Raw genomic sequence first — 24,921 nt, 5'->3', positions numbered from 1 at the left:
AGTGGACCTTAAAACAGCCGGGCGAAAAAAAAAGGCCCGTCCGGGTAACCGGGCGGGCCTGATGTGGTGCTGGGCGCTGATCAGTGTTGCGGGCTGTCTTCGCCTGTCGGCAACGCCATGAACTGCTTTTCCTGATTCCAGTCGAACGGTTCGCCGTTTTCCTCGGCTTCATGACGGCGCTCTTCAAGCGCCTCATACATGTCCAGTTCTTCATCGGACAGGAAGTTGAAGCATGCACCGCCGAAGTACCACAGCAGGTCGCGGGGCACCAGGTGAGCGATTTGCGGGTAGCGTTCGATCACCTGGCACATGATGTCCTGGCCCAGGTACTGACTCTCGATCGGATCGACCGGCAATGCGCTGCGCATTTCGTCGAACCGTTCCATAAACAATGCGTGGCTTTCTTCGGGGATCTGCTCGGCATCACCGACAGCAACCAGAATGCTGCGCAGAATGTCGAGCAACACGAGGTTGTGGTTGAGATCGTTGGTGGCCATTGCGGTGTCCTCTAAAGCAAAACGGGCGCGGGAGTATAAAGCTCCGCGCGCCTGCTGTCGTGCTATCGAACTTTTCCTTCGCTGTGGGTGAGTGCTTCCTTCGAGAAATCGTCGACGTCGATCACCTTGCGACGTGCCGCCTCGGCCTCGCGCAGGGTCTGCGCCTCGGCCGGTTGCAGCACGCCAGCAGTGAGCGCCGCATCAATCGCATGTTCCCCTGCGGCCGGTTTAACCTGACCGCTTTTGAGCCCCTGATGCAGTTTTTTGAACAGCGGTTGGGCGGCGCTAAGCAGTTGACTGGCATGTTGCAGGGCGCCGACCGGATCGTCAGCCGATTGCGGGCGATAGCACCCGGCTAGTACGGCCTCCAGTGTCGGATCGCCTTGGGCGCGTCCCAACACGGCGGCCACCTCGGCGTCCAGTGCATCGTCCGGCCCGGTGTGACGTCGGCCAAACGGGAAGACAACCCCGCGCAGCAGCCAGCCCAAGGTGCGGCTCGGGAAGTTTTTCAGCAATTGATCCAGTGCCCGCTCAGCCTGTCCCAGGCTTTCTTCCATGGCCCAGGTGAACAGCGGGTTCAGATGCTCGGGTGAATCCAGATCGTGATAGCGCTTGAGGGCTGCGCTGGCCAGGTACATATGGCTGAGCACATCGCCCAGACGCGCCGACAGGCGTTCGCGACGTTTAAGTTCGCCACCCAGCAGCATCATGCTCAGGTCTGCCAGCATCGCGAACGCTGCAGCCTGACGGTTCAAGGCGCGGAAATAGCCTTGGCTCAACGCGTTGCCCGGTGCGTGTTCGAAGCGACCCAGCCCCAGGTTCAAGACCAGCGTACTGGCGGCGTTGCTGACAGCAAAACCGATGTGCTTGAGCAGCAGGTCATCAAACTCGTGCAGGGCCTGTTCGCGGTCCTCACGCCCGGCCAGTGCCATTTCCTTGAGTACAAACGGGTGGCAGCGAATGGCACCCTGGCCGAAGATCATCAGGTTGCGCGACAGAATGTTCGCGCCTTCCACGGTGATGAAGATCGGCGCCCCTTGCCAGCTGCGACCCAAATAGTTGTTGGGCCCCATGATGATGCCTTTGCCGCCGTGCACGTCCATGGCGTGGCTGATGCATTCGCGGCCACGCTCGGTGAGGTGGTATTTGAGGATGGCCGACAACACGGACGGTTTTTCCCCCAGATCGACGGCGTTGGCCGTCAGCATGCGGGCGCTGTCCATCAACCAGGCATTGCCGCCGATACGGGCCAGCGCTTCCTGAATGCCTTCGAACGCTGCGAGGGGCACGTTGAACTGTTCGCGCACCTGAGCGTATTGCCCGGTGACCAGGCTGGTGAACTTGGCCGCGCCGGTGCCAACGGCCGGGAGTGAAATCGAACGGCCCACGGACAGGCAGTTCATCAGCATCATCCAGCCCTTGCCGAGCATCTCCTGCCCGCCAATCAGGTAGTCCAGCGGAATAAACACGTCTTTGCCCGAGTTGGGGCCATTCATGAAGGCTGCACCCAGTGGCAGATGGCGTCGGCCAATCTCGACCCCCGGAGTGTCGGTCGGAATCAGCGCGAGACTGATGCCCAGATCTTCTTCCTCACCCAACAAGTGGTCGGGGTCATGGGCCTTGAAGGCCAGGCCCAGCAGGGTGGCGACCGGGCCGAGCGTGATGTAGCGCTTTTCCCAATTCAGACGCAGACCGATGACTTCCTCGCCTTGCCACTGGCCTTTGCAAATGATGCCGGTGTCGGGCATGGCGCCCGCGTCAGAACCGGCAAGCGGGCCGGTGAGGGCGAAGCACGGGATGTCGTCGCCCCGGGCCAAGCGGGGCAGGTAGTGGTTGCGCTGTTCATCCGTGCCGTAGTGCAGCAGCAATTCAGCCGGGCCGAGGGAGTTGGGCACCATCACCGTGGACGCCAGGTCGCCACTGCGGGTGGCGAGTTTCATGGCCACCTGTGAATGCGCATACGCCGAAAAGCCCTTGCCGCCGAACTCCTTGGGAATGATCAGTGCAAAGAAACCGTGTTGCTTGATGTGTGCCCAGGCTTCAGGGGGCAAGTCCATGCGCTGGCCGATGTCCCAGTCCGAGACCATGGCGCACAGTTCTTCGGTGGGGCCGTCAATAAAGGCCTGTTCTTCATCGGTCAACTGGACTTTGGGGTAAGCCAGCAACTGATTCCAGTCGGGACGACCGCTGAACAATTCGCCATCCCACCACACCGTGCCAGCGTCGATGGCGTCGCGCTCGGTTTGCGACATGGGTGGCAGGGTTTTTTGAAACCAGTTGAACAGCGGGGCGGTGAACACCTTGCGCCGCAGATCAGGCAGCAACAACAGCGCGGCCGGTATCGCCAGCAGAATCCAGAAGATCCCCAGCAGCCAGCCCGGTGCATGGCTGAAAATGGCCATGGCCACGAGATAGACAGCCACCACGCCCATGGCGGGCAGCGGTGCAACGCGGCGATGCGCCAGCCAGGCGACGCCAACGATTAAAACCACAATCCACAACAACAGCATATTCAATCCTCCGTGAAACCAGTGGCGGGAACCTTCTAGAGCTTAGTCGCAAGTCTTGTTCGGGGTGCTATGGATAGTGACCTCACCCGGGAGGCGGAGTTCGTCCTGTGGGGTTAGACTCCTGCGGCGTCTATCAATCAGGAGTTGAGTCATGCTGAAAGTGTGGGGTCGCAAGAATTCATCCAATGTCAGAAAAGTCCTGTGGTGTGCCGAAGAGTTGGCCTTGCCTTACGAGCGAGAAGAGGCCGGTGGTGCGTTTGGTGTGGTCGATACCCCACAGTACCGGGCGTTAAACCCCAACGGTCGGGTGCCGATGATTGAAGACGGCGATTTCGTGCTGTGGGAATCCAACGCCATCGTGCGGTATCTGGCTGCCCGTTATGGCTCAGACACCTCCTGGTATCAGCGCGATGTGTGCGTGCGCGCACAGGCAGACAAGTGGATGGACTGGACTACGTCGACATTTGCAGGGCCTTTCCGCGATCTGTTCTGGGGCATGTTGCGTACGCCAGCCGAGCAGCAAGACTGGGTGTTGATCAACGGTGCGAGTAAAACGTGCGCAGAGTTGCTGTCGATTGTGGATCAGGCCTTGTCGGAAAAACCTTATTTGTCGGGTGATGAAATTGGCATGGGCGACATTCCGCTGGGGTCATTCATTTATGCCTGGTTTGAAATGCCCCTTGAGCGCCCTTCAATGCCGAACCTGGAAGCGTGGTATGAGCGCCTGAAACTGCGCCCGTGCTACCGCGGTGCGGTCATGACCGCGTTGACTTAATACTCACTATTAATACGGGCGACTGTACTTGTGCGTCGAGGCCAAGCACCATGCTGCCTGCGTGACGGACTTGTATGACAGACGGCTCGCCCTTACTTACACCTCCTATTCCCCCATCTTGGTGCGTAATCAGATATGAGTTCCGCTCTGTCCATACGGCAGCTAACCAAAACCTACGGCAACGGTTTCCAGGCCCTGAGTGGTATCGATCTGGATGTTTCTGAAGGTGATTTTTTCGCATTGCTTGGCCCCAACGGCGCCGGCAAATCCACAACCATTGGCATTCTCTCGACGCTGGTGAACAAAACCAGCGGCACGGTGAATGTGTTCGGCCATGACCTGGACCGCGAACCCGCCGCCTTGAAGCGTTGCATCGGTGTGGTGCCCCAGGAGTTCAACTTCAACCAGTTTGAAAAAACCTTCGATATCGTCGTGACCCAGGCGGGTTATTACGGCATTGCGCCCAAAGTCGCCAAGGAACGCGCTGAGAAATACCTGACCCAGCTCGGGTTGTGGGACAAGCGCGACACGCCCTCGCGCTCATTGTCAGGGGGCATGAAACGCCGCCTGATGATTGCTCGCGCCCTGGTGCACGAGCCGCGCCTGTTGATTCTCGACGAGCCGACGGCGGGGGTGGACATTGAGCTGCGTCGCTCCATGTGGACGTTCCTTACCGAGCTGAACGAGCAGGGCACCACCATCATCCTCACCACCCACTACCTGGAAGAGGCTGAGCAACTGTGCCGCAACATCGGCATCATCGATCACGGCACCATCGTTGAAAACACCAGCATGCGCCAGTTGTTGGGCCAGCTGCATGTCGAAACCTTCCTGCTGGACCTGAAAACCCCATTGCAGGCAGCGCCGCAGCTGATCGGTTACCCGAGCCAATTGCTCGACAGCGTGACGCTGGAAGTTCAGGTGGACAAACAGGTCGGCATTACCGGTTTGTTCACCCAACTGGCTGCCCAGCAGATTGAAGTGGTGAGCTTGCGCAATAAAACCAATCGCCTTGAGGAGTTGTTTGTGTCGTTGGTCGAGAAAAATCTGGCGAAGGTGGCGATATGAGCTCGGAGCTGCGCCCCAATCTGATTGCGTTGAACACCATTGTTTACCGCGAAGTGCGCCGTTTCATGCGCATCTGGCCGCAAACCCTGCTGCCGCCAGCGATCACCATGGTTCTGTACTTTGTGATCTTCGGTAACCTGATTGGCCGACAAATCGGCGATATGGGTGGTTTCACCTATATGGAGTACATCGTGCCCGGCCTGATCATGATGTCTGTGATCACCAACGCCTACGGCAACGTGGTATCGAGCTTTTTTGGCAGCAAGTTCCAGCGCTCCATCGAGGAGCTGATGGTGTCGCCGGTATCGCCGCACACCATTTTGATCGGCTACACCGTGGGCGGGATTCTGCGAGGCTTGATGGTGGGCGTGATCGTGACGTTGCTGTCGCTCTTTTTCACCGACTTGCAGGTGCATCACCTGGGGTTGACGGTGGCCGTGGTATTGCTGACGGCGACCATATTTTCGCTGTTGGGCTTCGTTAACGCCGTGTTTGCACGCAATTTCGATGATATTTCGATCATTCCGACGTTTGTGCTCACGCCGTTGACTTATCTGGGTGGGGTGTTCTATTCGATCTCGTTGCTGCCGCCGTTCTGGCAGACGGTGTCGATGGCCAACCCGGTGTTGCACATGGTGAACGCCTTCCGCTACGGCATTCTGGGGGTGTCTGACATCAAAATCAGCGTGGCCTTGACCTTTATGGTGGTGGCGACCGTGGTGTTGTACTTCTTGTGCGCCCGCTTGCTGGTCAGCGGTCGCGGCATGCGTCAGTAATACGTTCCGCGCTTTGCAATAAGACCCCGAACGGGGTCTTTTTTATGGGCGATTGTTTTGCCGGCGCTTCCATTGGCGGCTCACCCACCAGCGCCAATACAGCTGTGTCAGGCAATAGGCCAGCGCACCCAACACCACGCCGCACACCACCGAACCGAGCAAGAAGGGTTGCCAGAGCATAGACAGCTGCCCGCTGATCCACTCCCAGGTCAGGTCGTCCGGTAATTTACGTACCGGTACGTCCATTAGCCACGCGCCGAGTTTGTAGGTGCAATAAAACACCGGTGGCATGGTGATCGGGTTGGTCAGCCACACCAGTCCGACCGAAATGGGCATGTTGCTGCGCACGGTGATTGCGAGGAACGCGGCCAGCAGCATTTGAAACGGCATGGGGATGAACGCGGCGAATATGCCCACGGCCATGGCGCGGGATACGGAGTGCCGATTCAGGTGCCACAGGTTTGGGTCATGCAGCAGGGTGCCCATAAATCGTAAGGATTTGTGTTCCCTGATGCTTGCCGGGTCTGGCATGTAACGTTTGAATAAACGCCGTGGCATGGGCCTCTCCCTGGGATGAATGGGCCAGTATGCCCAAATTCGGCCTTATGCCTATTCAGACTTTGTGACAATTATTAAAGCGTCGTTTGCCCTGATGGACTAATCCGTGTGAAAGGGATTTTTGGGGCGGGCTATGTACACAGGGATGACAGGGCTGGCGCTGGGGTTGATGGCGTTAAGGTATTTGCCGGTACTGCCCCCGGCAGGGTGGTTAGGGGGGTTGTGCGGCCTTGCAGTAGGGCTGATGTTTTTTCGAACGTACCCGGTCGGGTTGTGGCTGCTGGGGTTGGTGTGGGCATGCGTGCAGGGGCAGTCGGCACTGGATGACCGCCTGTCGGATGCCCTCGACGGTCGCACCCTCTGGATTGAAGGGCGGGTGACTGGGTTGCCGCAACGCACGGCGTCCTACGTGGGGTTTGACATCGATACGCCCGTCTCTCGTCGGGCTGAGTTGCCGCGCACGCTTCGCTTGAGCTGGCAAGGTGGTCCGCCGGTTAACAGTGGCGAACGCTGGCGCCTGGCCGTGAAGCTGAAAAAGCCGCGGGGTCTGCTTAATCCTCAGGGGTTTGATTACGAGGCGTGGTTGCTCAGCAAGCGGATAGGCGCAACCGGAACGGTCAAGGATGGGCAGCGGCTGGCGACAGCCTCTTCTGCGTGGCGTGACGGGTTGCGTCAACGTTTGTTGAGTGTCGAGGCCCATGGCCGGGCGCCCTGGCTGGCGGCGCTGGTGATGGGGGACGGCTCCGGTCTGGACCGCGAAGACTGGAAGCTGTTGCAAACCACAGGCACCGTACATTTATTGGTGATCTCGGGGCAGCACATCGGTTTGTTTGCCGGTTTGCTCTACGGGCTGATCGCACTGTTCGCGCGTTATGGCATATGGCCCCGAGGCTGGCCGTGGCTGCCTTGGGCGTGTGGCCTGGCGTTTGTGGGGGCGGTCAGTTATGGCCTGTTGGCCGGATTTGAAGTGCCAGTGCAGCGCGCCTGCGTGATGCTGGGCCTGGTGCTGTTATGGCGTCTGCGCTTTCGGCATTTAGGGGTGTGGTTGCCATTTTTGCTGGCGTTGAATGCGGTCTTGCTGGTGGAGCCGTTAGCCAGCCTGATGCCTGGTTTTTGGCTTTCATTTGCAGCGGTTGCCGTGCTGATTTTTACGTTCAGCGGGCGTTTGGGGGCGTGGAGTCAGTGGTCTGCCTGGACAAGGCCCCACGGCCTGATTGCCCTGGGGCTGTTTCCCGTGATGTGGGCCTTGGCGTTACCCGTGAGTGCGACCGGCCCGCTGGCGAACCTGGTGGCGGTGCCGTGGATCAGCCTGCTGGTGTTGCCCTCAGCGTTGCTGGGCACCTTCTTGCTGCCCGTGCCCTGGCTGGGAGAGGGGTTGCTTTGGGTGTCCGGGGGGCTGCTGGACGTGTTGATACGCGGTTTGACCTGGTTGGCGGGGACGTTCCCGGCCTGGTTGCCGCCAGCCGTACCGATCGGCATTTGGGCGCTGACGGCGGCAGGGGTTGTGATGCTGCTGTTGCCGGCGGGCGTTGCGCTGAGGCCATTGGGTTGGCCGCTGCTGGCATTGGCGTTTCTTGCGCCGCGCGAGCAGGTCCCGCACGGTCAGGTTGAGGTCTGGCAACTGGACGTCGGGCAAGGGTTGGCCATGCTGTTGCGCACGCGCCACCACACCCTGCTTTATGACGCGGGCCCCACGCTCCGGGATCTGGATCAGGGGGAGCGGGTGGTCGTGCCTTTTCTGCGCTCGCAAGGCATCCATGAGCTGGATTTGATGCTGATCAGCCATGCCGACTCAGACCACGCAGGGGGTGCGTTGGCGGTCCGGCGAGCGCTGAACGTCAAGCAGGTGATCAGCGGCGACGTACCGGGTTTGCCCGCTCAGTTACAGGCTCAACCTTGCGCCGCGCAAGACGGCTGGGAGTGGGACGGTGTGCGCTTCTCGCTTTGGCAATGGCCGGACGCCAGCAACGGCAACCAAAAGTCCTGTGTGCTCTTGGTACAGGCTGGCGATGAGCGGCTATTGCTGACCGGAGACATCGACGCGCAGGCTGAGCGTGCTTTTTTGCGCAGCCCTTTGGCGGTCCCGGTGCAGTGGTTGCAAGCTCCGCATCACGGCAGCCGCACCTCGTCGTCCCGGGTGTTTCTGAACGCGCTGTCTGCGCAGCATGTCTTGATTTCACGCGGGGCTGGCAACAGTTTTGGTCACCCGCACCCTCAGGTATTGGCTCGCTACCGGGCGTTGGGCATGACGGTGCTCGACAGTGCAGAACAAGGCGCCGTGCGTTTGAGCCTGGGGGCGAAGGGGGTGGCTCTGGGCGAGCGTCAACAACGCAGGTTCTGGCGCCTTGACGGGTGACAGGGGTTTTGTGCGTGCCTGAGCGGCGAGCCAATCCTATGGTAGAGTGGCGCACTTTTTCGAGGGGATTGTCACTGTGTGGGAACTGGTCAAATCCGGTGGCTGGATGATGCTGCCGATCATTCTGAGCTCTGTTGCCGCGCTGGGCATTATTGTCGAGCGTCTTTGGACATTACGCGCCAGCCGCGTGACGCCGCCTCATCTCTTGGGGCAAGTTTGGGTGTGGATCAAAGACAAGCAGCTGGACAAAGAGAAACTCAAACAACTGCGTGCTGATTCCCCGCTGGGTGAAATCCTTGCGGCGGGTCTGGCCAATTCCCGTCACGGCCGCGAGATCATGAAAGAGTGCATTGAGGAGGCGGCTGCCCGTGTGATTCACGAGCTGGAGCGCTACCTCAACGCGCTGGGCACGATCGCCGCGATGGCCCCGTTGCTGGGCCTGCTGGGCACAGTACTGGGCATGATCGATATTTTCAGCTCGTTCATGGGCTCGGGCATGACCACCAATGCTGCAATCCTGGCAGGCGGTATCTCCAAAGCGTTGATCACCACGGCAGCGGGCCTGATGGTGGGTATCCCGGCGGTGTTCTTCCATCGTTTCCTGCAGCGTCGCGTCGACGAGCTGGTGGTCGGCATGGAGCAGGAAGCCATCAAACTGGTTGAAGTCGTTCAAGGCGACCGCGAAGTCGACATGGCCGGGAGCACAGCGTGAAATTTCGCCGCAAGCCACGAGAAACGGTGGATATCAACCTCGCTTCGCTGATCGACGTGGTGTTTATCCTGCTGCTGTTTTTCGTCGTGACCACCACCTTCACCCGTGAAACCCAACTGCGGGTTGACCTGCCTGAAGCGGTGAGTGGCTCCCCGAGCGAAGATCAAACCGTTAAACAGCTGGATATCGCCATCAGCGCGGACGGCGTGTTTTCGGTGAATAACCAGTTATTGCCGAAAAATGATCTGGCCAGCCTGATGCAAGCCCTGCAGAAAGAATCCGGCGGGGACACGTCATTGCCGTTGTCGATCAGTGCGGATGGCAAAACCCAGCACCAGGCCGTGGTAACCGCCATGGATGCAGCGGGTAAGCTGGGGTTCAGCCAGTTGCGCATGACCACGGTCGAGGCGCAGGCGAATCCCTGATGGCCATGTCCGATCGTTTGTTGCGGGCCTGGTACACCGGGCACCCCTTGCTGACACTATTAAGACCGCTCGAATGCCTCTACCGGCGTGTGGTGAACGGCAAGCGTGCGCGCTTTATGGCCGGGCAGGGCGACATTTATCGAGCCCCGGTGCCTGTCGTAGTCGTGGGCAATATCACCGTGGGAGGCACAGGCAAAACGCCTTTGATCCTGTGGCTGATCGCGCATTGCCAACGTAAAGGGCTGCGGGTCGGGGTGGTCAGCCGGGGATACGGCGCCAGACCGGGGCAGTTCCCTTGGCGGGTCACGGCGGATCAACCGGCCGCAGAGGCGGGGGATGAGCCGTTGTTGATTGTGCAGCGCACGGGTGTGCCGTTAATGATCGATCCGGATCGCAGCCGTGCGGTGAAAACGCTGTTGGCCACCGAGCCGCTGGACGTGATCCTGTCTGATGACGGTCTGCAACATTACCGGCTGGCCCGCGATCTGGAACTGGTACTGATCGATAACGCGCGCGGCCTGGGTAACGGCCGCTGCCTGCCAGCCGGCCCACTGCGTGAACCGGCCGAACGCCTCAGCAGTGTCGATGCGGTGCTGTACAACGGCGCCCAAACAGACCCTGCCCTAGGTTTTGCCTTTCAGTTGCAGCCGACAGCGCTCATCAACGTGCGCACGGGTGAGCGTCAGGCACTGGATTATTTTCCTCCTGAGCAAGCACTGCACGCGGTGGCCGGTATCGGTAACCCGCAGCGTTTTTTCAAAACCCTTGAAACGCTACACTGGCGGCCAATTGCCCACGCGTTTGCCGACCATGCGCCCTACAGTGCTGAAGTTCTGAATTTCAAGCCGGACTTGCCGCTGGTCATGACGGAGAAGGATGCGGTGAAATGCCGCGACTTTGCCGCGCCGAACTGGTGGTATCTGGCGGTAGACGCTGTACCTTCAGAGGCCTTCGCGCTCTGGTTGGATCAACAGTTATTGCGTCTTTTGCCTGATCGTTTTTTGCCCTAACTCATCTTTATTCAGGGAAACCTTATGGACACCAAATTGCTCGACATCCTTGCCTGCCCGGTTTGCAAAGGCCCGCTCAAGCTCAGCGCCGACAAAACGGAGCTGATCAGCAAGGGCGCCGGTCTTGCGTACCCGATCCGTGATGGCATTCCGGTCATGCTGGAAACCGAAGCCCGCACCCTCACCGATGATGAGCGTCTGGATAAATGATTCCGGTTTTTACGGTTGTCATCCCCTCGCGTTTTGCCTCGACGCGTTTGCCCGGCAAGCCGTTGCAAATGATTGCGGGCAAACCCATGGTCCAGCATGTTTGGGAGCAGGCGTGCAAAAGCAGTGCGCAGCGTGTGGTGGTCGCCACCGATGACGCGCGCATCGTCGAAGCCTGCAAGGCGTTTGGCGCCGAGGTGCTGTTGACCCGGGCCGACCATGAGTCAGGCACCGATCGTCTGGCCGAAGTGGCCACGCAATTGGGCCTGGCCAGTGATGCGATCGTGGTCAACGTTCAGGGTGATGAGCCGCTGATCCCGCCGCAAGTGATTGACCAGGTGGCTGTCAACCTCGCGGCCCATGGTGAAGCCAGCATGGCCACCCTGGCCGAGCCGATTGAAGACGTCGCGACCCTGTTCAACCCGAACGTGGTCAAAGTGGTCAGCGATGTCAATGGGCTGGCCCTGACGTTTAGCCGTGCCACATTGCCGTGGGCGCGTGACGATTTTGCCCTGAGCACCGAGCGTTTGCCTGAGGGCGTGCCTTACCGCCGACACATCGGGATCTACGCCTATCGGGCGGGCTTCCTGCATGACTTCGTCAGCTGGGGGCCGTGCTGGCTTGAAAACACCGAGCGCCTGGAGCAACTGCGGGCGTTGTGGCATGGCGTGCGGATTCATGTGGCCGATGTGCTGCAAGCCCCCCCTGCGGGAGTCGACACCCCCGAAGACCTTGAGCGCGTTCGGCGTTTGTTGGAGGCGTGATGCGCATCCTGTTTGTATGCCTGGGCAATATTTGCCGTTCGCCAACGGCCGAAGGTGTGCTGCGCCACAGACTTCAGCAGGCGGGTCTGGAGGGGCAGATTGAAGTGGCGTCGGCCGGGACTGGCGGCTGGCATGCTGGCGAGCCGCCGGACAAGCGCACGCAACGGGCCGCTCTGCGGCGGGGCTATGACCTGTCGCAGCAACGAGCGCAACAGGTTCGTGCGCAGGATTTCGAGCGCTATGACCTGATTCTGGCGATGGATAACAGCAACCTGCGGGACCTCAAGGCCCTACAGCCTGCCAAGGGCAAGGCTGAGCTGGATCTGTTCCTGCGTCGGTATAAGGGCGTGAAACATGAAGTTCCCGACCCTTATTACGACGGTGAACAAGGGTTCGAAGAAGTGCTGGACTTGATAGAAGCGGCCTGTGATGGGCTGGTGATCGAATTGAAGGGACGTGTATGAGTTTGCAGTTGCAGGTTGATGCGTCGCTCAAACCGTTCAACAGCTTCGGTGTCGATGTGCGTGCGCGGCTGTTTGCCGAGGCGCACAACGACGACGAGGTGCGTGAAGCGTTGCAATATTGCGCCGAGCGCGAATTACCCTTGCTGGTCATTGGCGGTGGCAGCAACGTGCTGCTGACTCAGGATGTTCAGGCGCTGGTCTTGCGCATGGCCACCCGCGGCATTCGGGTGATCGAGGATGGCGGGCAGCGTGTGGTGGTCGAGGCCGAGGCGGGCGAGGTATGGCATGCCTTTGTCTTGTGGACCCTGGCCCAGGGGTTCGCCGGGCTTGAGAATCTGAGCCTGATCCCCGGTACGGTCGGCGCTGCACCGATGCAGAACATTGGCGCCTACGGGGTGGAGATCAAGGATGTGTTTGCCGGGCTGACGGCGCTGGATCGTCAAACGGGCCAGCTGCGTGATTTCACGCTCGAGGAATGCAACTTTGGTTACCGCGACAGCGTGTTCAAGCAGCATCCGGGGCGCTGGTTGATTTTACGAGTCCGTTTTGCCCTGAGCCGCGCTGCCCGTTTGCACCTGGAGTACGGCCCGGTACGCCAGAGACTGAGCGAACAAGGTATCCATCAGCCGACGGCCACGGATGTCAGTCGCGCCATCAGCAGCATCCGCAGCGAAAAACTGCCTGATCCAGCGGTGCTTGGCAATGCCGGGAGTTTCTTCAAAAACCCTGTGGTGTCCTCAGCACTGGCGGCTGAGCTGAAATTGACCCACCCCAACCTCGTCGGCTATCCGCAAGCCGATGGCCAGGTCAAGCTGGCGGCCGGGTGGTTGATCGAGACGGCTGGCTGGAAAGGCTTCCGGGAAGAAGATGCAGGCGTCCATCGCTTGCAGTCGCTGGTGTTGGTCAACTATGGCGCGGCAACTGGTTTGCAATTGTTATCGCTGGCGCAGCGCATTCAGGAAGACATCGCCCGGCGGTTCAATGTGCAGCTTGAGATGGAACCCAATCTGTATTGATGAGCGCCTTCGCGGCGTCATTGGCAGTGCCCTGAGGACATTCAATGAAACATAAGCCTGCATGGGCCCTGGCGTTGACTCTGGTGGCGCTGTCGGGGTGCACCACTGCACCTCCGCGGGATCAGGACAACCTGTGCAACATCTACCGGCAATACCCGCGCTGGTATGAAGATTCCCTTGCTATGCAGAGTCAATGGGGCACACCGCCCCAGGTGGCGATGGCAATCATGAAGCAGGAGAGCAGTTTCGTGGCCGACGCGCTGCCACCGCGTGCTTATCTGTTGTGGGTCATCCCCTGGGGGCGTGTGAGTCCTTCCTACGGATATGCTCAGGCTCAGCCTCCCGCCTGGAGTGACTTTGAAAGAAGCACCGGCAAAAGTGGGTCGCGGGACAACTTTGCGGACGCCATCCGCTTTATCGGCTGGTATACGGCGGGCACGCAACAGCAGTTGGGGATTTCCAAGTGGGATGCTTATAACCAGTATTTGGCCTATCACGAAGGTCGAGGGGGCTACAGTCGCGGGACTTACCGCGCCAAGCCCTGGCTGATGCAGGTCGCGCGCAAAGTTGAGCAGCAGTCCAGAACCTACGGTGCGCAGCTTAACCAGTGCCGCGGCGAGTTAGAGAGCAAGCGTCGTTCATTCTGGTTCTTCTAAGATTTGACGGACATTAAAAAGCCCCGCCTGATTGCTCAGGCGGGGCTTTTTAACAGCGGCTGGAATCAGGCGAGGGGCTTAGGCTCGTGTTCTTCTTCCAGGGCTTTAGGGTTTTGCTCGACCAGGTCTTCGACGGAACGCAGGTTTTCGTCGACGGTTGGCGTCGTGTGCTCTGCAACGGCCTCGGTAGCTTGCGCTTGAGCAGCGGCTGCGGCAGCAGCGGCTTCACGCTTGCGGCGACGCACTTCACGTGGGTCGTTAGGGGCGCGACCGTTGCTGGTCAGGGCGCTTGCCACAGGCGCTGCAACGACAGCCACTTCAACCACCTCAGCCTTCACAATCACTTCAACCGGTTCTGGTTGGGCGATTACTTCAGGTTCAGCAGGCTGCGGCGCAGCGGGTGCTTCCTCAATCATCACAGGCTCGGCAACGGGTTCGCGCAGGGTACGCGCTTCCTTGACGGGCTCAGGACGCTTTTCAAAAGCAGGCTTTTCAACGACTGGCGCTTGTACAACCGGCGTCTCTGCCGCTGGGGCCTCTGCAACAGGCTCTGCTGTCAGTTCGACGGGTGCTTCAATCACAGGCGCAGGCTCGGAAGCGGCCTTGATCTGAGGCTGAGTCTCTTGGGCCGGAGCCACTTCAACTTCAGGCGCTTTAACCGCTTCGACCGGTGTTGTGGCTTCAATCACGGGAGTTTCAACGACTGGCGCTTGCGCTACCGGTGTTTCAACAACAGGCGTTTCAACAACCGGTGCCGAAGCAGCGGGCGTCTCAACAATCGCCACGGCCTTGGTTTGCTCTGCAACTACGGTTTCAGCCGGAGCCGATTCCTGGGTTGCCGCGGTCGCCCGTTCGGCTTGCTGATTGGCCTGGGCTTCAGCCGGGGCGCTGATTACAGTGCTGGCAACGGCTTCTGTCACGGCCAGACCGGCCGCCAGTTCAGCTGTGGTGGCTGGCGCGTTTTCAGCTTTGGCTTCTTCACTGCCTTCTTCCGAGCCTTCGATCACATTGCCGTTGGCATCACGTTGGCGCTCGCGACGATTGCTGCGACGACGCTGACCGCGTGAGCGGCGACGTGGGCGATCGCCCTCGGCGTTGTCCTGGGAATCATCCTGGATTTGTTCAGCGTTGCTCAGAGCGGCTTCGTCTTCGACAGCAGGCGCGGCTTGCTCTGTGCGAGGGGCGCGTTCTTCACGTGGCGGGCGAGGTTGACGCTCTTCACGGGGTGGGCGGGCCGGGCGTTCTTGCTCAGGGGTGATGGCCGGCGCGGCATCCAGAGGTTCGCGCAATTCACGTACGCGCTCTTCACGTTCGCCACGCGGCTTGCGGTCTTCACGCGGTGCGCGTGGAGCGCGCTCTTCACGAGGCGGACGAGGTTGACGCTCTTCACGGGCTACAACCGGTGTCTCTTCACGAGGTTCACGGGCTTCACGCGGCTCACGTGGGGCGCGCTCTTCACGCGGTGCACGCTCTTCACGCGGTGCACGCTCTTCGCGAGGTTTGCGCTCTTCGTCGCGGCGACCGTTGCGATTGCGGCTTTGCTGACGGCCGTTGCGACGCTCTTCGTTACGCTGCGGACGTTCAGTGGCCGGTTTTTCAACCACGGTCGGCGCCGGTGCTGGTTCTTCCTTGGAGGCAAACAGGCTGACCAGTGACTTCACCAGGCCTTTGAACAGGCTTGGCTCGGCGATGGTTGGCGCGGGAGCCGGTGCAGCGGCAGCAGCAGCTTCGGTCGGGACCGGCGCCGAGGTGCGGGCCGGGGCTGTCTTGACGGCAGCTTCCTGACGAACCAGGGTGCGGGTGGCAGCAGCCGGCTGAACTTCTTCCACTTCAGCGGCAGCCGCGGCGATTTCATAGCTGGACTGATTGGTGTGGGCTTCCGGGCTGTCATCACGCAGGCGCTGCACTTCGAAGTGAGGCGTTTCGAGGTGGTCGTTCGGCAGAATGACGATGCGTGCGCGAGTCCGCAGTTCGATCTTGGTGATCGAGTTGCGTTTTTCGTTAAGCAGGAACGCAGCAACCGGGATTGGCACCTGGGCACGAACTTCGGCAGTACGGTCTTTCAGGGCTTCTTCTTCGATCAGGCGCAGGATGGCCAGCGACAGGGACTCGACGTCGCGGATGATGCCGGTGCCGTTGCAGCGCGGGCATACGATGCCGCTGCTTTCGCCCAGAGAAGGACGCAGACGCTGACGGGACATTTCCAGCAAGCCGAAGCGCGAGATGCGGCCGACCTGTACGCGGGCACGGTCTGCTTCCAGGCATTCGCGGACTTTCTCTTCCACGGCGCGCTGGTTTTTGGCAGGGGTCATGTCGATGAAGTCGATGACGATCAGGCCGCCGATGTCGCGCAGGCGCAACTGGCGAGCGATTTCTTCAGCCGCTTCAAGGTTGGTTTGCAGGGCAGTTTCTTCGATATCGCTGCCTTTGGTGGCGCGCGCCGAGTTGATGTCGATGGACACCAGGGCTTCGGTCGGGTCGATAACGATGGAGCCGCCGGAAGGCAGTTCAACGACGCGCTGGAAAGCGGTCTCGATCTGGCTTTCGATCTGGAAACGATTGAACAGCGGAACGCTGTCTTCGTAGAGTTTGATTTTGCTGGCGTACTGCGGCATCACCTGGCGAATGAATGTCAGGGCTTCGTCCTGGGCTTCAACGCTGTCGATCAGAACTTCGCCGATGTCCTGGCGCAGGTAATCGCGGATGGCACGGATGATGACGTTGCTTTCCTGGTAGATCAGGAACGGGGCAGCGCGGTCCAGCGAGGCTTCTTTGATGGCGGTCCACAGTTGCAGCAGGTAGTCGAGGTCCCACTGCATTTCTTCGCTGCTGCGGCCCAGGCCGGCAGTGCGCACGATCAGGCCCATGTCGGCAGGGGCGATCAGGCCGTTCAGCGCTTCACGCAGTTCGTTGCGCTCTTCGCCTTCAATGCGGCGCGAGATGCCGCCAGCGCGCGGGTTGTTCGGCATCAGAACCAGGTAACGACCGGCCAGGCTGATGAACGTGGTCAGGGCTGCGCCCTTGTTGCCACGCTCTTCTTTCTCGACCTGAACGATGACTTCCTGGCCTTCGCTCAGGACGTCCTTGATATTGACGCGGCCTTCAGGGGCTTTCTTGAAGTATTCGCGGGAGATTTCTTTGAGGGGCAGGAAGCCGTGGCGCTCAGAGCCGAAATCGACAAAGGCAGCCTCAAGGCTGGGTTCGATGCGAGTAATACGGCCTTTGTAGATGTTGGCTTTCTTTTGCTCGCGCGCACCTGACTCGATGTCCAGGTCATAGAGGCGTTGGCCATCTACCAGTGCTACGCGCAACTCTTCAGGTTGAGTTGCGTTAATCAGCATTCTTTTCATGTTGTACCGTCGGTTTCCGGGCTGCCGGAAACGGCGTTCGGCACACACGACTTCTCATGGTCGGTGTCAGGTGCGTCAGGAGTAGTTGGCCACTCCAGTGTCCAGCGAGGTTCAACCCGGAGGCCGAAGTCGCGACTAACGCGTCCTGCTTGCTGTGGTGCTAATGCACCGCCTTAAGCAAAAGTCTGGTCAGGAGGAGGAATCAACCGGCGGCTGTGGACGAGATGAAGCGTCTTGATAAAGCCTATTGCTACACAGTCCGGCGGTTGTGCATCTCCACCCTACACGTATCCCTGATAATTCGGGTGCTGCCGCGCGCAGAATCCGCAGCGGGTTGGCATTTACCGTGAACTCCAAAAGGGGAGGCCACGCATCATGGCTAATAAAGGCGAAGTTTCCGAAACGTTCGCTCGGCATCCCCGGGGCTGACTGCACTTTGTGAACTGGCCGTGAATATCGGCGTAAAAGGCGAGTTTGCACTCTGCTTTCCAGGCTCGCTTCAGGCCTCATGTCACCTGCGCTTGTTACAACTCCAGGCATTCCGTTGCAGCAAAAGTCCCGTAGGACGGCCTCGCGTCCTCGTGAAGAGCGTTGGTCAGGGCCGGCGATACACCGTTAATCCGCTGTCCGGGCCGCTTTTGGCGGCGTTCGCGACTATAGCAGCAATGATTAAGTGCTTCAATTCCATAAAAAATTGTTATCATCCGCGCCATGACGACGACTACCCCCCCGACCCCCAGCGTCCAGCTGCTTGAGGTCTCGCCGGAATATGCCGGCCAACGCATTGATAACTTTCTTCTTGCTCGCCTCAAAGGTGTTCCCAAGACCTTGATTTACCGCATTTTGCGTAAAGGCGAAGTGCGCGTGAACAAGGGCCGGATCAAGCCTGAGTACAAGCTTCAGGCGGGCGATATCGTGCGCGTGCCCCCTGTGCGAGTCCCTGAGCGCGATGAGCCTGTGCCGTTGGCGCAAGGGCTGTTGCAGCGGCTTGAAGCGGCGATTGTCTACGAAGACAAGGCCTTGATTGTGCTGAACAAGCCCGCGGGCATTGCGGTGCATGGGGGCAGCGGTCTTAATTTCGGCGTTATTGAAGCCTTTCGTCAGTTGCGTCCCGATGTCAAAGAGTTGGAGCTGGTGCATCGTCTCGACCGTGATACCTCGGGTCTGCTGATGATCGCCAAAAAACGCAGCATGTTGCGTCACTTGCATGAAGCGTTGCGTGGCGACGGTATCGACAAGCGCTACATGGCACTGGTGCGTGGTCATTGGGCGTCTTCCATCAAGCAGGTGCGTGCGCCGCTGATGAAAAGCAACTTGCGTTCCGGCGAGCGCATGGTGGAAGTGAATGAAGAGGGCAAGGAATCAGTCACGGTGTTTAAGGTGCTGCGTCGCTTCGGCGACTTTGCCACCCTGATTGAGGCCAAGCCCATTACCGGTCGTACCCACCAGATCCGCGTGCACACGTTGCATGCCGGGCACTGCATTGCGGGCGATACCAAGTACGGCGAAGAAGGTTTCTCGAAAGAAATTCGCGATCTGGGTGGCAAGCGTTTGTTCTTGCACGCCTACATGCTGACGGTGCCGATGCCGGATGGGGGCGAAATGAAATTTCAGGCGCCGGTCGACGACATGTGGGCCAAGACCGTGGAGCGACTGAGTGTCGTCTGAGTACAAGCTGCTGATTTTTGATTGGGATGGCACGCTGGCGGATTCCATCGGCCGTATCGTGACCTCGATGCAAGAAGCTGCGCGGCGCGCAGGGCGTGCCGAGCGTGATGATGAGGCGATCAAGGGCATTATCGGGCTGGGGTTGCCTGAGGCAATTCTGACGCTTTATCCCGATATGGCGGCAGAGCAGGTGATTGCCTTCCGTCAGCACTATGCCAATACCTATATTGCCCTGGATGCCGAGCCTTCCCCTTTGTTTGCCGGTGTGGCCGAGTCGCTTGAGGCTTTTCGTGCGCAGGGCTATCGTCTGGCTGTTGCAACAGGTAAGGCTCGGCGGGGGCTGGATCGCGTGCTCAAGGCTCACGGCTGGGAGCGTTTTTTCGACGTGACCCGCGCCGCCGATGAAACCGCCAGTAAGCCAGATCCCTTGATGCTCAATCAGATTCTCGCGCACTGCGACATGCGGCCGGAGCAGGCGCTGATGGTGGGTGATGCCTCCTTCGATCTGCTAATGGCGCGCAATGCCGGTATTGATTCGGTTGCTGTGAGTTACGGGGCTCAGTCGATTGAGCGTTTGCGCGACTTTGACCCGGTGCTGGAGGTTGATCATTTTCCCGAGTTGCGTGGCTGGTTGGAGGCGCGCGCTCATTCACGTCTTTGCTGAGGTAACGCATGGTTGATCAATGGAAGGCGCCTGTCGAGGCTGAGCCCGCCGCGGGCGATGACAAGAGCTGGAAGCTGCTGGAAAAAACCTTGCTGGCCGGTATTCAGGAGCAGCGCCGAGCGCGGCGCTGGGGGATTTTCTTCAAACTGCTCTCATTCTTGTTGCTGGTGGCTGTGCTGTTGACCTTCACGCCGGTGATGGAGATGGAGCGCAATGTCGCTTCGGGTACGCACTACAGTGCATTGATCGATGTGCGGGGTGTGATCGCCGATAAAGAGCAGGCCAGCGCCGACAATCTGGTGACCAGCCTGCAAGCGGCGTTTGACGATCCGAAGGTTAAGGGCGTGGTGCTGCGCATCAATAGTCCGGGCGGCAGTCCTGTGCAATCGGGTTACGTGTACGACGAAATACGCCGTCTGCGCGGGTTGCACCCCGAGACCAAGGTGTATGCGGTGATCTCCGATCTGGGTGCTTCAGGTGCTTATTACATTGCCAGCGCGGCCGATGAGATTTATGCCGACAAGGCCAGTCTGGTGGGTTCGATTGGTGTCACGGCGGCCGGTTTTGGATTTGTTGGTGCCATGGAGAAGCTCGGCGTGCAGCGTCGCGCTTACACCTCGGGCGAGCACAAGGCGTTTCTGGATCCGTTTGAGCCCGAAAAGCCGGATGAAACCAAGTTCTGGCAGGGCGTACTCAATATTACCCATGAGCAGTTCATTGCCAGCGTCAAACAAGGGCGCGGCGATCGTCTGAAGGATAAGGAGCATTCCGAGCTGTTTTCGGGGCTGGTCTGGACGGGGCAGCAGGCACTGCCTTTGGGGTTGATCGATGGGCTGGGTAATGCCAGTTCTGTTGCACGTGATGTGATCGGTGAGAAAGAACTGGTCGACTTTACGGTGCAAGAATCGGCGTTCGATCGTTTCTCTAAAAAGCTGGGTGCCAGCGTGGCGGAGCATATCGCCCTGTGGATGGGCTTTCAGGGCCCGACCCTTCGCTAAGGGAATGTCGCTTGAAGAGCCGACCTGAGAAGGTCGGCTTTTTTGTGTCCGGTCCAGGCGTCAGGGGATGCTGATACCTTCATTAATAAGCATGGTCACAAGGCTGATAAGCGGCAGCCCGACCAGGCTGGTGGCGTCATCGCCCTCGGTGCGCTCAAACAGGCTGACCCCGAGGCCTTCTGCTTTGAAGCTGCCAGCGCAGTCGTAGGGTTGCTCGGCATGCAGGTAGCGTTCGATCTGCTGCGTGGTGAGCGGTCGCATGTGCACGGTAAAAGGTACGCAGTCGGTCTGGTACTTGCCGGTCTGGCTGTTGAGCAGCGTCAGGCCGGTCAGGAAGCTGACGCTGGCGCCGCTGGCGTCCAGCAGTTGCTGGCGCGCATTGTCAAAGGTGTGAGGCTTGCCAAGGATCTTTGCGTCAAGGACGGCTACTTGGTCGGAGCCGATGATCAGGTGCTGTGGGTGGCTGCCAGCCAGGGCTTGCGCCTTTTGCAGGGATAGGCGCCGGACCAGTTCCGTTGCGCTCTCGTCAGGGGAGTGGGCTTCGTCAATATCGGGTGAGCTGCACGTGAAAGGAAGGCGCAGGCGGTCGAGCAATTGGCGGCGATAAACCGAGCTTGAGGCGAGTAATAAAGGCAGCATGCGCGTCTCCTGAAGATGAGCGGCGATTCTAGCGGGCGTACGGGATGTCGCACAGGCACAATTTCCTTTGACAGGTGAGGGGGTCGTCCCTAGAATGCTGCGCCTATGTTGAATGACCCGATTCCACCTCACGTTGACCCGCGCAAATTGGCTGATCGTGGCACTACCCTTCAAGGTGAAGTGCTGCTGGCCGATTTGGAGAGACTCTGCGACCCGCTTTCCGACGATGTCGGTACGGTGCAGGCTAAATTTGTTTTTGAGCGCGACGAGCGAAGATCTGTGGTAATACACAGCTCCATCGACGTCGAGGTCAAGATGGTTTGCCAGCGTTGTCTTGAGCTGGTCACCCTGCCGATCCACAGCGAATGCAGTTATGCCGTGGTGAAAGAGGGTGCGAATACCCAGTCGTTACCGAAAGGTTATGACGTGCTGGAACTGGGCGAAGATCCATTGGATCTGCATGCACTGATCGAGGAGGAGCTTTTGCTCGCCTTGCCCATTGTGCCTGCTCATCATCCGGAAGAATGCCAGCAGCCGGCGGGTCTCGATGAGCCCGATCCAGGCGAGGACGAGGTAACGCGGTCCAACCCGTTCAGTGTATTGGCGCAGTTAAAGCGTGACCCAAACGTTTAGGAGTTAATCAATTATGGCTGTTCAGCAGAACAAAAAATCCCGCTCTGCCCGTGACATGCGTCGTTCGCACGATGCTCTTTCGGCTAGCACGCTGTCTGTAGAAAAAACCACCGGTGAAATTCACCTGCGTCACCACGTATCGCCAGAAGGCGTATACCGTGGTCGTAAAGTGATCGACAAGGGCGCTGACGAGTAATCACTTGTCCGTTCAGGTCATCGCGATCGACGCAATGGGCGGGGACTTCGGTCCCCGCAGCATTGTTCAGGCATGTATCGCTTGCCTATCTGCTACGCCCTCGCTTCACCTGACCCTCGTAGGTCAACCCTCCGTACTTGAAGATTTGATCGCCAGTCACTCGGCTGTGGATCGCTCGCGCCTGACCATTACTCCTGCCTCCGAAGTCATTGCCATGAGTGAACGGCCGTCCCATGCCTTGCGTGGTAAGCCGGATTCTTCCATGCGTGTGGCGCTGGAATTGTTGCGTGATGGCAAAGTGCAAGCGTGTGTGAGTTCCGGCAATACGGGTGCATTAATGGCCCTGTCGCGGTTTGTCCTTAAAACCCTGCCGGGTATTGATCGTCCGGCAATGGTTGCGGCAGTGCCCACGCAGGCAGGCTATTGTCAGTTGCTGGATCTCGGGGCCAATGTTGACTGCACTGCGCAGCAGTTGTTTCAGTTTGCCGTGATGGGGTCGGTGGCTGCGCAGGCGCTGGGTACACAACGCCCGCGCGTGGCGCTGCTCAATATTGGCACGGAAGACATCAAGGGCAATCAGCAGGTCAAGGAGGCCGCCAGTCTGCTTCAGGCTGCGCCGGGTTTGAATTACATCGGTTTTGTCGAGGGTGATGGGCTGTATCGGGGTGAAGCGGACGTCGTCGTGTGCGACGGATTTGTCGGCAATATCCTGCTCAAGTCCAGCGAAGGTCTGGCCACCATGATTGGTGGCCGCATTGAAGCCTTGTTCAAGCGCACGCTTTTGGGTCGTTTTGTCGGTGTGCTGGCCTTGCCTTTGTTGCGCCGCCTGCAGGCTGATCTGGCGCCTGCCCGGCACAACGGGGCGAGTTTTCTAGGGTTGCAGGGCATTGTGATCAAGAGTCACGGTTCGGCAGGTGATCAGGGCTTTCAAAGTGCGATAGAGCGCGCATTGATTGAAATCCATGAAGACCTGCCAAAGCGTTTACATGGGCGTCTTGAAGGGTTGTTACCGTAGGCGTTTTGCCGGCCGAGTGCTTAAATGTGACCGCTCGGTCCAAACAGCCATCCAACTGTCAGTTTCTTGCGTCCGCAATGGCGGAACGTCAATTCACCGACGACCAGATTATTAGGGGCTTGTTACATGTCTACATCCCTCGCATTCGTCTTTCCAGGGCAGGGTTCGCAGTCCCTCGGCATGTTGGCCGAGCTGGGCGCGGCACATCCGCTGGTCCTGGAAACATTTAAAGAAGCGTCTGACGCTCTGGGTTACGACCTGTGGGCGTTGACCCAGGAAGGCCCTGGCGAGAAGCTCAATCAAACTGATATTACCCAGCCTGCGATTCTGACGGCCTCGATTGCCTTGTGGCGCTTGTGGTTGGCCGAAGGTGGCAAGCGTCCTGATTATGTCGCGGGCCATAGCTTGGGCGAATACAGCGCACTGGTTGCTGCTGAATGCCTGACCCTGGCTGAAGCGGTCAAGCTGGTAGAGCGTCGTGGGCGTCTGATGCAGGAGGCCGTACCGGCCGGTCAGGGCGCCATGGCGGCGATTCTGGGCCTTGATGATGCCGTTGTTATTCAGGCATGTGCAGAGGCTGCGCAAGGCGAAGTCGTCAGTGCAGTGAACTTCAACTCGCCGGGCCAAGTGGTGATCGCCGGTGCCAAGGCGGCGGTTGAGCGTGCCATGGAGCTGTGCAAGGCGGCGGGCGCCAAACGCGCCTTGCCGCTACCAGTGAGCGTACCGTCGCACTGCGAACTGATGCGCCCGGCGGCAGAACGTTTTGCCGAGTCGATTGAAGCCATTGACTGGCAAATGCCGAAGATCTCGCTGGTGCAAAACGTCAGTGCCGCTGTGGCCGGTGACCTGGACACCCTCAAGCGCGATTTGCTTGAGCAGCTGTACAAGCCTGTGCGTTGGGTTGAGTCGGTTCAATGCCTGGCGGCCAATGGCCCGGTTGATCTGGTTGAATGCGGCCCGGGCAAGGTTTTGGTCGGCATCAGCAAGCGTTGTGCTGAAGGCGTCACCACCCACAATTTGAATACCCCGGATGCCTTCGCCGCTGCGCGTGCGGCACTGGACTGAATCAGGAGAATTCTGCATGAGCTTGCAAGGTAAAGTTGCACTGGTAACAGGCGCTAGCCGTGGCATTGGCCAGGCGATCGCACTGGAGTTGGGGCGTCAGGGCGCCATCGTCATCGGCACTGCGACCTCGGCCTCTGGCGCTGAGCGCATTGCCGCGACGCTGAAAGAAAACGGTGTTCAAGGCACCGGTATGGAACTCAACGTCACCAATGACGAATCGGTTGCCGCGGTGTTGGCCAGCATTCAGGAGCAATTCGGTGCGCCGGCAATTCTGGTCAATAATGCCGGTATCACCCGCGATAACCTGATGATGCGCATGAAAGACGACGAGTGGCATGACGTTGTCGATACCAACCTGAACAGTCTGTTCCGCCTGTCCAAGGGTGTTTTGCGTGGCATGACCAAGGCTCGTTGGGGTCGAATTATCAACATTGGCTCGGTTGTGGGTGCCATGGGCAACGCAGGCCAAGTAAACTATGCCGCGGCCAAAGCCGGCCTTGAAGGTTTCAGTCGTGCTCTGGCGCGTGAAGTGGGCTCGCGCTCCATCACGGTCAACTCGGTAGCGCCCGGCTTTATCGACACCGACATGACGCGCGAATTGCCTGAAGCACAGCGTGAAGCGTTGCTGACACAGATTCCACTGGGTCGTCTGGGTCAGGCTCAAGAGATCGCGAATGTGGTGTCTTTCCTGGCTTCGGACGGCGCAGCTTACGTGACTGGGGCTACAATCCCGGTCAACGGCGGGATGTACATGAGTTAAATGTGACGGATTGCTTCAAAAAAATGTCATACGAGCTGTCTAAAATCCGTTATAAAGCTGCATCTTTTTATAGGTAGCCGGTCATTGCGGGGCACGTGCAAAGCTTTCAGTTGAAAAATTGAAAAGCCTTTAGATACAC

At 59.3% G+C, this 24,921-nt stretch carries 25 protein-coding genes; 20 read left to right on the top strand and 5 right to left on the bottom strand.

Going from position 1 to position 24,921, the window contains the following annotated elements; all coding sequences use genetic code 11:
* Window positions 1-80 precede the first annotated feature (80 nt).
* On the bottom strand, window positions 81-497 hold the full coding sequence (locus TU74_RS11010) for a PA2817 family protein (RefSeq protein ID WP_047294770.1): 417 nt from the start codon (window positions 495-497) through the stop codon (window positions 81-83).
* Between the two features lie 62 nt (window positions 498-559).
* A complete protein-coding gene (locus tag TU74_RS11005; protein WP_048376472.1) occupies window positions 560-3,007 on the bottom strand; it encodes an acyl-CoA dehydrogenase in 2,448 nt (815 codons plus the stop codon).
* 151 nt (window positions 3,008-3,158) lie between these two features.
* Here TU74_RS11005 and TU74_RS11000 point away from each other — a divergent pair, with 151 nt between their 5' ends.
* The 3 genes from TU74_RS11000 (at window position 3,159) to TU74_RS10990 (ending at window position 5,626) form a co-directional block, all read left to right on the top strand.
* A complete protein-coding gene (locus TU74_RS11000; RefSeq protein WP_047294766.1) occupies window positions 3,159-3,782 on the top strand; it encodes a glutathione S-transferase family protein in 624 nt (207 codons plus the stop codon).
* 135 nt (window positions 3,783-3,917) lie between these two features.
* Window positions 3,918-4,850 carry an ABC transporter ATP-binding protein gene (locus TU74_RS10995; protein WP_047276274.1) on the top strand — a complete coding sequence of 311 codons (933 nt, stop codon included), beginning with the start codon at window positions 3,918-3,920 and terminating at the stop codon, window positions 4,848-4,850.
* A complete protein-coding gene (locus TU74_RS10990) occupies window positions 4,847-5,626 on the top strand; it encodes an ABC transporter permease (RefSeq protein WP_048376470.1) in 780 nt (259 codons plus the stop codon). The genes TU74_RS10995 and TU74_RS10990 overlap by 4 nt, the downstream gene beginning before the upstream one ends.
* A 42-nt stretch (window positions 5,627-5,668) precedes the next feature.
* Here TU74_RS10990 and TU74_RS10985 read toward each other — a convergent pair whose 3' ends face one another.
* Entirely contained in the window at window positions 5,669-6,184 is a 516-nt protein-coding gene (locus tag TU74_RS10985) for a DUF2062 domain-containing protein (RefSeq protein ID WP_048376468.1), read from the bottom strand.
* A gap of 133 nt (window positions 6,185-6,317) precedes the next feature.
* On the opposite strand from TU74_RS10985, the gene TU74_RS10980 reads away from it, so the two are divergent.
* From TU74_RS10980 to TU74_RS10940, 9 genes are all read left to right on the top strand, one after another.
* On the top strand, window positions 6,318-8,540 hold the full coding sequence (locus tag TU74_RS10980) for a DNA internalization-related competence protein ComEC/Rec2 (RefSeq protein WP_164488089.1): 2,223 nt from the start codon (window positions 6,318-6,320) through the stop codon (window positions 8,538-8,540).
* A 76-nt stretch (window positions 8,541-8,616) separates the two neighbouring features.
* A complete protein-coding gene (locus TU74_RS10975; protein WP_047276443.1) occupies window positions 8,617-9,252 on the top strand; it encodes a MotA/TolQ/ExbB proton channel family protein in 636 nt (211 codons plus the stop codon).
* Window positions 9,249-9,677: an ExbD/TolR family protein gene (locus tag TU74_RS10970; protein ID WP_048376464.1), complete on the top strand. Its 429-nt coding sequence runs from the start codon at window positions 9,249-9,251 to the stop codon at window positions 9,675-9,677. The genes TU74_RS10975 and TU74_RS10970 overlap by 4 nt, the downstream gene beginning before the upstream one ends.
* Window positions 9,677-10,687 (top strand): tetraacyldisaccharide 4'-kinase, encoded by a 1,011-nt coding sequence (gene lpxK / locus TU74_RS10965; RefSeq protein WP_047280948.1) that lies wholly within the window; start codon window positions 9,677-9,679, stop codon window positions 10,685-10,687. Before TU74_RS10970 ends, lpxK begins: the two co-directional genes overlap by 1 nt.
* Before the next feature lie 24 nt (window positions 10,688-10,711).
* Window positions 10,712-10,897, top strand: a complete 186-nt coding sequence (locus TU74_RS10960; protein ID WP_047276262.1) for a Trm112 family protein — start codon at window positions 10,712-10,714, stop codon at window positions 10,895-10,897.
* Window positions 10,894-11,658, top strand: coding sequence for a 3-deoxy-manno-octulosonate cytidylyltransferase (gene kdsB, locus TU74_RS10955; RefSeq protein ID WP_047277323.1), 765 nt, complete (start codon window positions 10,894-10,896; stop codon window positions 11,656-11,658). Before TU74_RS10960 ends, kdsB begins: the two co-directional genes overlap by 4 nt.
* Window positions 11,658-12,122, top strand: a complete 465-nt coding sequence (locus TU74_RS10950; protein WP_047276258.1) for a low molecular weight protein-tyrosine-phosphatase — start codon at window positions 11,658-11,660, stop codon at window positions 12,120-12,122. Before kdsB ends, TU74_RS10950 begins: the two co-directional genes overlap by 1 nt.
* Window positions 12,119-13,138: a UDP-N-acetylmuramate dehydrogenase gene (murB, locus tag TU74_RS10945; protein ID WP_048376462.1), complete on the top strand. Its 1,020-nt coding sequence runs from the start codon at window positions 12,119-12,121 to the stop codon at window positions 13,136-13,138. The genes TU74_RS10950 and murB overlap by 4 nt, the downstream gene beginning before the upstream one ends.
* Window positions 13,139-13,182: 44 nt before the next feature.
* Window positions 13,183-13,794, top strand: coding sequence for a transglycosylase SLT domain-containing protein (locus tag TU74_RS10940; RefSeq protein WP_169895009.1), 612 nt, complete (start codon window positions 13,183-13,185; stop codon window positions 13,792-13,794).
* A 65-nt stretch (window positions 13,795-13,859) separates the two neighbouring features.
* On the opposite strand, the gene rne is transcribed toward TU74_RS10940, so the two are convergent.
* Entirely contained in the window at window positions 13,860-17,144 is a 3,285-nt protein-coding gene (gene rne, locus TU74_RS10935) for a ribonuclease E (protein WP_479556637.1), read from the bottom strand.
* Between the two features lie 711 nt (window positions 17,145-17,855).
* Here rne and rluC point away from each other — a divergent pair.
* Genes rluC through sppA form a run of 3 tightly spaced genes read left to right on the top strand, consistent with a single transcriptional unit; the run spans window position 17,856 to window position 20,474 of the window.
* Entirely contained in the window at window positions 17,856-18,812 is a 957-nt protein-coding gene (gene rluC / locus TU74_RS10930) for a 23S rRNA pseudouridine(955/2504/2580) synthase RluC (protein ID WP_047276249.1), read from the top strand.
* Entirely contained in the window at window positions 18,802-19,476 is a 675-nt protein-coding gene (locus TU74_RS10925) for an HAD-IA family hydrolase (RefSeq protein WP_048376458.1), read from the top strand. Before rluC ends, TU74_RS10925 begins: the two co-directional genes overlap by 11 nt.
* Window positions 19,477-19,484: 8 nt before the next feature.
* A complete protein-coding gene (sppA, locus tag TU74_RS10920) occupies window positions 19,485-20,474 on the top strand; it encodes a signal peptide peptidase SppA (RefSeq protein WP_048376456.1) in 990 nt (329 codons plus the stop codon).
* Window positions 20,475-20,534: 60 nt separating this feature from the next.
* Here the strand turns inward: sppA and TU74_RS10915 are convergent, their stop codons facing one another.
* Window positions 20,535-21,113: a Maf family protein gene (locus TU74_RS10915; protein ID WP_047280945.1), complete on the bottom strand. Its 579-nt coding sequence runs from the start codon at window positions 21,111-21,113 to the stop codon at window positions 20,535-20,537.
* A 105-nt stretch (window positions 21,114-21,218) separates the two neighbouring features.
* Here TU74_RS10915 and TU74_RS10910 point away from each other — a divergent pair, with 105 nt between their 5' ends.
* The 5 genes from TU74_RS10910 to fabG all read left to right on the top strand — a co-directional run bounded on the left by TU74_RS10910 (window position 21,219) and on the right by fabG (window position 24,782).
* A complete protein-coding gene (locus TU74_RS10910) occupies window positions 21,219-21,746 on the top strand; it encodes a YceD family protein (protein WP_047276241.1) in 528 nt (175 codons plus the stop codon).
* A gap of 13 nt (window positions 21,747-21,759) precedes the next feature.
* A complete protein-coding gene (gene rpmF, locus TU74_RS10905) occupies window positions 21,760-21,942 on the top strand; it encodes a 50S ribosomal protein L32 (protein WP_003442519.1) in 183 nt (60 codons plus the stop codon).
* 4 nt (window positions 21,943-21,946) lie between these two features.
* Window positions 21,947-22,957: a phosphate acyltransferase PlsX gene (gene plsX, locus TU74_RS10900; protein WP_082149864.1), complete on the top strand. Its 1,011-nt coding sequence runs from the start codon at window positions 21,947-21,949 to the stop codon at window positions 22,955-22,957.
* Window positions 22,958-23,083: 126 nt separating this feature from the next.
* A complete protein-coding gene (fabD, locus tag TU74_RS10895) occupies window positions 23,084-24,022 on the top strand; it encodes an ACP S-malonyltransferase (protein ID WP_047294748.1) in 939 nt (312 codons plus the stop codon).
* 16 nt (window positions 24,023-24,038) lie between these two features.
* On the top strand, window positions 24,039-24,782 hold the full coding sequence (gene fabG, locus TU74_RS10890; protein WP_047276236.1) for a 3-oxoacyl-ACP reductase FabG: 744 nt from the start codon (window positions 24,039-24,041) through the stop codon (window positions 24,780-24,782).
* The last annotated feature ends 139 nt before the right edge of the window (window positions 24,783-24,921 follow it).

Source organism: Pseudomonas lundensis, assembly GCF_001042985.1.
In the GTDB taxonomy this organism is placed as follows: domain Bacteria; phylum Pseudomonadota; class Gammaproteobacteria; order Pseudomonadales; family Pseudomonadaceae; genus Aquipseudomonas; species Aquipseudomonas lundensis.
This window is presented reverse-complemented; position numbering and strand designations above follow the sequence as displayed.